Source organism: Streptomyces sp. NPDC054841 (assembly GCF_053611045.1).
The window spans coordinates 1-8,668 of sequence record NZ_JBSGZO010000369.1 but is presented as its reverse complement, the minus strand read 5'-3'; the positions used below and the strand labels follow the sequence as shown (position 1 = coordinate 8,668).

9 protein-coding genes are annotated in these 8,668 nt (G+C 69.5%); all 9 read right to left on the bottom strand.

What is annotated here, in order from left to right; all coding sequences use genetic code 11:
- Window positions 1-70: 70 nt before the first annotated feature.
- Entirely contained in the window at window positions 71-1,150 is a 1,080-nt protein-coding gene (locus tag ACWGI8_RS33430; RefSeq protein ID WP_453666697.1) for a DivIVA domain-containing protein, read from the bottom strand.
- 49 nt (window positions 1,151-1,199) lie between these two features.
- Window positions 1,200-1,496: a YggT family protein gene (locus tag ACWGI8_RS33425; RefSeq protein WP_453666696.1), complete on the bottom strand. Its 297-nt coding sequence runs from the start codon at window positions 1,494-1,496 to the stop codon at window positions 1,200-1,202.
- A 66-nt stretch (window positions 1,497-1,562) separates the two neighbouring features.
- Complete coding sequence (locus ACWGI8_RS33420; RefSeq protein WP_453666694.1) at window positions 1,563-2,186, bottom strand: cell division protein SepF; 624 nt, start codon at window positions 2,184-2,186, stop codon at window positions 1,563-1,565.
- A gap of 134 nt (window positions 2,187-2,320) precedes the next feature.
- On the bottom strand, window positions 2,321-3,112 hold the full coding sequence (locus tag ACWGI8_RS33415; protein WP_453666692.1) for a YggS family pyridoxal phosphate enzyme: 792 nt from the start codon (window positions 3,110-3,112) through the stop codon (window positions 2,321-2,323).
- Window positions 3,109-3,834: a peptidoglycan editing factor PgeF gene (pgeF, locus tag ACWGI8_RS33410; protein ID WP_453666691.1), complete on the bottom strand. Its 726-nt coding sequence runs from the start codon at window positions 3,832-3,834 to the stop codon at window positions 3,109-3,111. The genes ACWGI8_RS33415 and pgeF overlap by 4 nt, the downstream gene beginning before the upstream one ends.
- Window positions 3,835-3,851: 17 nt before the next feature.
- Complete coding sequence (gene ftsZ, locus ACWGI8_RS33405; protein WP_453666689.1) at window positions 3,852-5,054, bottom strand: cell division protein FtsZ; 1,203 nt, start codon at window positions 5,052-5,054, stop codon at window positions 3,852-3,854.
- A gap of 279 nt (window positions 5,055-5,333) precedes the next feature.
- Window positions 5,334-6,134: a cell division protein FtsQ/DivIB gene (locus ACWGI8_RS33400; RefSeq protein WP_453666687.1), complete on the bottom strand. Its 801-nt coding sequence runs from the start codon at window positions 6,132-6,134 to the stop codon at window positions 5,334-5,336.
- A gap of 15 nt (window positions 6,135-6,149) precedes the next feature.
- Window positions 6,150-7,244 carry an undecaprenyldiphospho-muramoylpentapeptide beta-N-acetylglucosaminyltransferase gene (gene murG / locus ACWGI8_RS33395; RefSeq protein WP_453666686.1) on the bottom strand — a complete coding sequence of 365 codons (1,095 nt, stop codon included), beginning with the start codon at window positions 7,242-7,244 and terminating at the stop codon, window positions 6,150-6,152.
- A gap of 6 nt (window positions 7,245-7,250) precedes the next feature.
- Complete coding sequence (gene ftsW, locus ACWGI8_RS33390) at window positions 7,251-8,630, bottom strand: putative lipid II flippase FtsW (protein ID WP_453666698.1); 1,380 nt, start codon at window positions 8,628-8,630, stop codon at window positions 7,251-7,253.
- Window positions 8,631-8,668 lie beyond the last annotated feature (38 nt).

Here is an 8,668-nt window from a genome sequence, read left to right as displayed (position 1 = left end):
GGGGACATGTGTCCCGGGCCCGGCCCTGAGCCTGCCGACGGCTACGCGCTCATCGCGCGGCAGCCCGCCGTCAGTTGTCGTCCTCGTCGATGAGGAAACCGCGCATCGGCGACGGCGCCTGCTGCATCGGCTGCGGACTCTGCGGCCGCACCGGTGCCATCGGCTGGGTCATCGCCGGCGACATCTGCTGCTGGCCGCCGTACGACGGACCGCCGCCCATCTGCGGGTTGCCGCCCATCGTCTGGTTGCCGCCGAAGGTCGGGGCACCCGCGCCGGCCGGAGCCATCGAGGGGGACGGCGGCAGCGACGGGGCCGCCGGGGTCCGCGGCGGAGCCAGGGAGTCGTCCGCCTGGGTCTCCAGCTGACGCAGCTGGCTCTCCAGGTACGACTTCAGCCGCGTGCGGTACTCGCGCTCGAAGCCGCGCAGGTCCTCGACCTTGCGCTCCAGCGTGGCGCGGGCCGACTCCAGCGAGCCCATCGCGACGCGGTGCTTCTCCTGCGCGTCCCGCTCCAGCGCGTCCGCCTTGGCGCGGGCGTCGCGCTCCAGGCCCTCGGCGCGCGACCGAGCCTCGCCGACGATCTTGTTGGCCTCGGAACGAGCCTCCGCGATCGCCTGGTCGGCGGTCTGCTGGGCAAGAGAGAGCACACGGGCAGCACTGTCACCGCCGGGGCCCTGACCGGGCTGCGGCATCTGCGGGCCGTGACCGCCCATGGGGCCGCCCATGGGACCACCCATGGGACCACCCTGCATCGGGCCGCCCATGGGACCGCCCTGCATCGGGCCCTGCGGACCATGACCACTGGGGCCGGCGGGCAGCTGCGGAGCACCACCGGGCAGCTGGGGCGGACCCATCTGCGGGGGCTGCTGCTGGACCGGCGGTCCGGATATGGCGGCGGGCACCGGCGCTCCGGGACCACGGCCGTCCTGCGGCTCCGGCGGCTTGCGCATGCCCTGCTGCTGCTGGTTCTGCGCGGCGGCACGGGTCGCAGCGGCCAGCTTGGCACGCAGGTCCTCGTTCTCGCGGAGCAGGCGCGTCAGTTCGGCTTCGACCTCGTCGAGGAAGGCATCGACTTCGTCCTCGTCATAGCCTTCTCGGAGGCGGACGGTCGTGAACTGCTTGTTCCGCACGTCCTCGGGGGTCAGCGGCATCTCTTCTTCACCTCTACGTAGTCGTCGGCAGTCGGCAAGACCGTATCGTTCACACCTGGCTCGCAAAGTTGTTCACGATGGAGATCAGGATGTAGACGATGATCATCAGAACGAAGAAGGACAGGTCGAGTGCCACGCCCCCGAGACGCAACGGCGGGATGAACCGCCGCAGAAGCTTGAGCGGTGGATCGGTGACAGTGTAGGTGGCCTCCAGGACGACCACCATCGCCTTGCCAGGTTGCCACGAGCGGGCGAACTGGAAGACGTAGTCCATGACCAGCCGGAAAATGAGCACGACGAGGAAACACGTCAGCGCGATGTAGATCACATCCAGTGCGACACCCATCCCGCGTGTCCCTCTCCCCTGGCTCTCGTTCCGGCCTCGCGGCCGGGTCGTTCCTCGGTCGTTTTCTCAGCTCTGGTTGAAGAACCCGCCCTCTGCGATGCGGGCCTTGTCCTCCGCCGTGACATCGACGTTAGCAGGCGACAACAGGAACACCTTCTGCGTCACCCGCTCAATGCTGCCATGCAGACCGAAGACGAGTCCCGCGGCAAAGTCGACAAGTCGCTTCGCATCGGTATCGTCCATCTCCGTGAGGTTCATGATCACCGGGGTGCCCTCACGGAAGTGTTCCCCGATGGTACGGGCCTCGTTATACGTCCGCGGGTGCAGTGTGGTGATGCGGTAGGGCTCCCGCTCGGACACGACCTTGGGCATGATCACTGGTGCGTTCTTCTCCAGATTCGGTCGTTCAGGTGTGATGGATGCCACGGGGGCGATTCGCGCCGGACGTCCGGATTCCGCGGGCAGCGAAGCGGAATGGACGACCGGCTCACGCGGCGCGGGCGGCTGGACCACACGCGCCGGCTCTTCCCGTTCCACCTGATGCGGGGGCTGGTGCCGCCGGCGGTCCCGCTCGGGCTCCGGCTCCATCTCGGGTTCGAAGTCGTCGTCGGGGTCGAATCCCCGGCCGTCGTACCCATCGTCCTCCACGAGGCCGAGGTAGACCGCCATCTTGCGCATCGCGCCGGCCATTCTCTGAGTCCTCCGCTCTGTGGTGGATCGGCTTCGTTCGGCTACGTCACCAAGTGCCCGCGATCCACTCGGTCTGCCCGCCTTTCGACGGAAATGACCATATTTTCTGCTGTGGTCCGACTTGCTTCGCGACGTTACCCGAGCCGGGGTCGGACTCCGAGTACCGCCGTACCGACGCGCACATGTGTCGCTCCGGCCGCTACGGCCTCTTCGAGGTCCGCACTCATCCCTGCTGACACCATGTTCGCAGCAGGACGGTCCGCGCGCAGGCGGGATGAGAATTCCATCAGCCGCTCGAACGCCGCCTGTTGACGACCCGCGTAGGGCCCCGCGAGTGGCGCGACGGTCATCAGTCCGTCAAGTCGCAGCCCCGGCGAGTCGCCCACCGCGGCGGCCAACTCCTCGATGCCGTCGGGCGCGATGCCGCCCCTGCTCGCCGCGCTGCTCCCGCCCGCCCGCGCTGCACTGCTCCCGCCCACCCGCGCCGCACTGCTCCCGCCCGCCCGCCCGGCGTCCCCCGATTCCGCGTCCAGGGCGACCTGGATCAGGCACCCCAGTTCGCGCCCGGCCCCCACCGCCGCCGCGGACAGTGCGCGAACGAGCTTCAGACGGTCGACCGACTGCACGAAATCGGCATAACCCGCAACGGAACGGACTTTGTTCGTCTGGAGCTGACCGACGAAGTGCCAGTTGAGGTCGAGGTCGGAGCAGGCAGCGGCCTTCGGAGCCGCCTCCTGGTCCTTGTTCTCGGCGACGTGGCGCACACCCAGCTCGTGCAGAAGCCGTACGTCGCTCGCGGGGTAGGTCTTGGTGACCACGATCAGGGTCACTTCCCCGCGCTTGCGCCCGGCCGCGGCGCAGGCGGCGGCGATACGTTCCTCCACGCGCGCGAGATTCTCGGCGAGTTCGGTCTTGCGGTCGGTCATGCTGTGTTCTCTTCTGCCCGGATCCAGACATATCCCGCGAGCCGCCCGGTGGTGCGGTCGCGGCGGTACGAGTAGTGGTCTGTCGATTCCAGTGTGCACACCGGGGATGCCTTCAGGTCCCGTACGCCGAGCGCCTCGAGCTGGGCGAGCACTCCGGCGGTGACGTCGACGGCCGGGGTGCCCCAGCTGGTCTCGGCCCGGGCCGCCGGTTCCACCGCGGCGACCTCGGCGCGCATCGCCTCCGGAACTTCGTAGCAGCGTCCGCAGACGGCCGGTCCCGTGCGGGCGGTGATGCGGGCCGGTTCGGCGCCGAGCGCGATCATGGCCTCGACCGCGGCCGGTACGACTCCGGCGACCATTCCGGGGCGGCCGGCGTGGGCCGCGCCCACCACCCCCGCGACCGGATCGGCCAGCAGTACCGGGGTGCAGTCGGCGGTGAGGACCGCGAGAGGCAGTCCGCGCCGGGCGGTCACCACCGCGTCCACCGCTGGGACCGGAGCATCTCCCCAGGGTCCGTCGACGACGGCGACATCGCGCCCGTGCACCTGGTTCATCCAGACGACGAGGCCCGGGTCGAGCCCGAGGGACTTGGCGGCCAGCTCCCGGTTCGCGACGACGGCGGCGGGGTCGTCACCGACCGCGCCGCCGAGGTTGAGCTCCTCGTACGGAGCGGCGCTCACTCCGCCCCACCTGTCGGTGAAGGCGAAGTGCGCGCCGCTCACGCTGTCATGCTCTCGTATCACTTCAGGAAGTCCGGGACATCCAGCTCTTCGGCCTGACTGTCGTACGGCCGGGCCGGCGGTACCTGCGCGGACGTGCTCTGCGACAGCGAGGTCTCCTTCCCCACCGGGGCCGGCTCGGCCGCGGCGGGCTCCTCACGCGGCGGCACCGCGCCGAGGCCGCCGATGGAGCGCGGCTCGGGGCGGGCCGGGGAGGCGGGCTCCTCGCGCTTTGCGGACGCGGAGCCGATCACGGTGTCCCGGCGGGCCGGGGGCTGGCCCCCGTCGAAGCCGGCCGCGATGACCGTGACCCGTACCTCGTCGCCCAGCGCGTCGTCGATGACGGCGCCGAAGATGATGTTGGCCTCGGGGTGGGCGGCCTCGCTGACCAGCTGGGCGGCCTCGTTGATCTCGAAGAGACCGAGGTCCGAGCCGCCGGAGATGGAGAGCAGGACGCCGCGGGCGCCGTCGATGGACGCCTCCAGCAGCGGCGAGGAGATGGCCATCTCCGCCGCGGCCACCGCGCGGTCGTCGCCGCGGGCCGAGCCGATGCCCATGAGTGCCGAGCCGGCCTCGGACATCACGGACTTCACATCGGCGAAGTCGAGGTTGATGAGGCCCGGGGTGGTGATGAGGTCGGTGATGCCCTGGACACCGGAGAGCAGTACCTGGTCCGCGGACTTGAACGCGTCGAGCACGCTGACCTGGCGGTCCGAGATGGAGAGCAGCCGGTCGTTCGGGATGACGATGAGGGTGTCGACCTCTTCGCGGAGCTCGGCGATGCCGTCCTCCGCCTGGTTGGCGCGGCGGCGGCCCTCGAAGGTGAAGGGCCGGGTGACCACGCCGATGGTCAGCGCGCCGAGCGAGCGCGCGATGTTGGCGACGACGGGCGCGCCGCCGGTGCCGGTGCCGCCACCTTCGCCGGCGGTGACGAAGACCATGTCGGCCCCCTTGAGGACCTCCTCGATCTCCTCTCGGTGGTCCTCTGCCGCCTTGCGACCGACTGCCGGGTTGGCTCCGGCCCCGAGGCCGCGGGTGAGTTCGCGGCCGACGTCGAGCTTGACGTCGGCGTCGCTCATCAACAGGGCTTGCGCGTCAGTGTTGATCGCGATGAACTCGACGCCCTTGAGACCGACCTCGATCATTCGGTTGATGGCATTGACACCACCGCCGCCGACACCGATGACCTTGATGACTGCGAGGTAGTTCTGCGGTGCTGCCACGTCGAAGGCCTCTCGCCTCGAGTTACGTGTCGCCGCTTCGCGGTGGTGGCCGCGCCGCGACGACGGATGCCGATGGGACGGTCCGAAACGCCGACCCAAACCCTAACGTTGAAGTTTAGGGTTACCAGTGTCTCTGATTCCTGGACTCTCTCGAACGAGACACTAAGTCGACAAGTGGCGCGCGTTCAACGAACACGCCGAACCTCCCGTTTTTCTTTTCACCCTATGTGATCAGCCGTTGCGCTGACCAACCAGGGTTCTGGCCTGCGCATTTGTGCGTCAACTCGCCGACACGGCAGGGGCTGTGGGGGCACTCACATCGAAGTACCCCTCACGGGGAGCGGCCTTCATCAGGGCGGTGAGCGTTCGCGCCTTCGCCTCGCCGTCCTCGCTGCTCCCCCACATCACGGTGCGGTCGCCGGTCAACTTCAGCGTGATGGCGTCGTACGAGCGGACCTCGACGCCCTGAAGCTCCTTCGCGGCCTGCGCGGGGAGTTCCTGGACGACCCGGACCGCCTCCGCCAGCAGCCGCTGCTCGCCGAAGCGGCGCAGGCTCGGCGACTGATTCGTCGTCAATTTCACCAAGGGAACACCTTTAGGCGCTTTGTCCACCGTGGCAAAACGGACACCTTCCGCGTCCACTTCGATGAAGTTTGAGCCCTTTTCAACGAGGAGCATAGGCTTTCGCTCCGTCACGTTCAGGACGATTCCGTGCGGCCACGAACGGGCCACGTCGACCGAGTCGATACGGGGCAGCTCGTCGCGCAGTCGGTTCTCAATCCGGTCCGTATCGACGGAAATCAGCGGCGCCCCGATCGGCGCGGCAGCCGCCTCCTCGACCTCACGGGGCGTCAGAACCTGTGTACCGGACACTTCGACCCGCTCGACCCGGAGCCACGAGGAGCCGTAGAGCAGCCAGACCCCGCCCGCGGTGAGCACGAGGGCGGCAAGGACGAACAGCAGAAACCGACGGGCGGGCAGCCTGCGACGGCGGGGGGCGGAACCTCCGCGAGCCTGGCCGGCCGACGACGGGCCCTTCGGCTTCCGGGTGCCGCGGTCGGCGGTCGTCGGTCCGGCCATGCTCCCTGCCTTTCCCTACGCCTGTCGGCGTGCGGCAATCGCCTCGTACACCATTCCGACAAGCAGATCGTCTGCGTCCCGGCGCCCGAACTCGGCGGCGGCGCGGGACATCTCGTACAGCCGGTGCGGGTCGGCGAGCACGGGGAGCACCTGACCCTGAACCCACTCGGGGGTCAGCTCGGCGTCGTCGACCAGCAGTCCGCCACCGGCCTTCACCACCGGCTGGGCGTTGAGCCGCTGTTCGCCGTTGCCGATCGGCAGCGGTACGTACGCGGCGGGCAGCCCGACGGCGGAGAGTTCGGCGACGGTCATGGCGCCCGCGCGGCAGAGCATCATGTCGGCCGCGGCGTACGCGAGATCCATCCGGTCCACGTACGGTACCGGGATGTAGGGCGGCATTCCGGGCATGTTGTCCACGCGCGGCAGTTCGTTCTTCGGGCCGACCGCGTGCAGGATCTGGATGCCGGAGCGCTGCAGCAGCGGGGCGACCTGCTGGATGACCTCATTGAGGCGGCGGGCACCCTGGGAGCCGCCGGAGACCAGCAGCGTCGGCAGATTGGGGTCGAGACCGAACGCGGCGCGCGCCTCCGGCCTGACCCGGGCCCGGTCGAGGGTGGCGATGGAGCGGCGCAGCGGGATGCCGATGTAGCGGGCGCCGCGCAGCTTGCTGTCGGGCGTCGAGACCGCGACGGCCGCGGCGTACCGCGAGCCGATCTTGTTGGCCAGGCCCGGCCGGGCGTTGGCCTCGTGGATGATGATCGGCACGCCGAGGCGCTTGGCGGCGAGGTAGCCGGGCAGCGCGACATAGCCGCCGAAGCCCACGACGGCGTCCGCCTTCGTGCGCTCCAGGATCTGCTCGGCGGCCTTGATCGTGCCGCGCAGCCGCCCGGGGACGGTGATCAGCTCGGGTGTGGGCTTGCGCGGCAGCGGTACGGCGGGGATGAGCGCCAGCTCGTAGCCCCGCTCGGGGACGAGCCTGGTCTCGAGCCCACGCTCCGTGCCGAGGGCCGTGATGCCCACGGTCGGATCCTGCCTGCGCAGGGCGTCCGCGAGGGCGAGCGCGGGCTCGATGTGGCCGGCGGTCCCCCCACCGGCGAGTACGACATGCACCGAAATTCACCGCTCTCCGGACGGACGCTTCTTGACGCGCCGCCTCATCGTCTTCCATCTCACCCCGGCCCTTTTACCAAATCCGGGCTGTCGCATGGCCAGGGCCGCCTTCGCTGCGGGATCCTCTCGCGCGAACGCGATCAGCAGTCCCACGGCGAACATGGTCGGCAGCAGGGCCGAGCCCCCGTAGGAGAACAGCGGGAGGGGAACACCGGCGATCGGCAGCAGACCGAGCACCGCACCGATGTTGACCACGGCCTGGGCCGTGATCCAGGTGGTCACACCTCCCGCGGCGTACCTCACGAAGGGGTCCTCCGTGCGTCCGGCCACGCGGATACCCGCATAGCCTAGAGCCGCGAACAGGGCGAGTACCGACAGTGTCCCTGCCAGCCCCAGTTCCTCCCCCGTGATGGCAAAGATGAAGTCGGTGTGCGGTTCTGGGAGTTGGCCCCATTTTTCCACACTTGCTCCGATGCCGGAACCGAACCATCCGCCGGAGGCAAGAGCATAGATGCCGTGCACGGCCTGCCAGCAATTGTCGTCGGGTCCCGGATCTGTGGCAGCAATGCACTGAAACCGGGACATCCGGTTGGAACTGGTCTTGATCAGGATCGCGCCGATCACCGTGGCGACGCCGAGCACCCCGGCGAAGAGCCTGGTGGGGGCGCCGGCCAGCCAGAGCAGCCCGAAGAGGATCGCGGTCAGGATGATGGCCGTGCCCATGTCACCGCCGAGCATGATCAGCCCGAGCATCATGAAGGCGACCGGCACCAGCGGCACCAGCATGTGCTTCCACTGGGTGAGCAGCCGTTTGTCCTGCTTGCGGGCGAGCAGGTCGGCGCCCCAGAGGATGAGGGCGAGCTTGCCGAATTCACTGGGCTGCAGCTGGAAGGGGCCGCCCAGGGAGATCCAGTTCTGGTTGCCGTTGACCGAGTGCCCTATCCCGGGGATCTGCACGAGCACCATCAGGAAGGTGCTGCCGACGAGGAGCGGGTAGGCGAACGCCCGGTGGAGCTTGGACGGCATCCGGGAGGCGATGAGCAGCAGCCCGGTGCCGATGACCGCCGCGAGAAACTGCTTCCGGAAGAAGTAGGAGGCGGGCAGGGACAGCTCCAGCGCGGTGATCATCGACGCGGAGTAGACCATCACCAGCCCGAGCACGGTGATCAGCAGCCCGGCGCCGAGGATCAGGTAGTACGCGGTCAGCGGCCGGTCCCACGCCCGCCGCGCCTGCTCGTAGGCGCGCCGGATCCCGCTCCCCAGGGGCGGCCGGGGCGGTCCGGCCGTACGCCCGCCGCCTCCGCGCGCGGCGGGCGGCCGCAGGGGCCCGGCGGTCCTGCCGCGCAGCGCCACCCCGGGAACCCCCGCGAGGGCCGGCTCCGGCACGAGACCCCGCGCGAGCCCGGCGACGAGCTCCCGGGCGG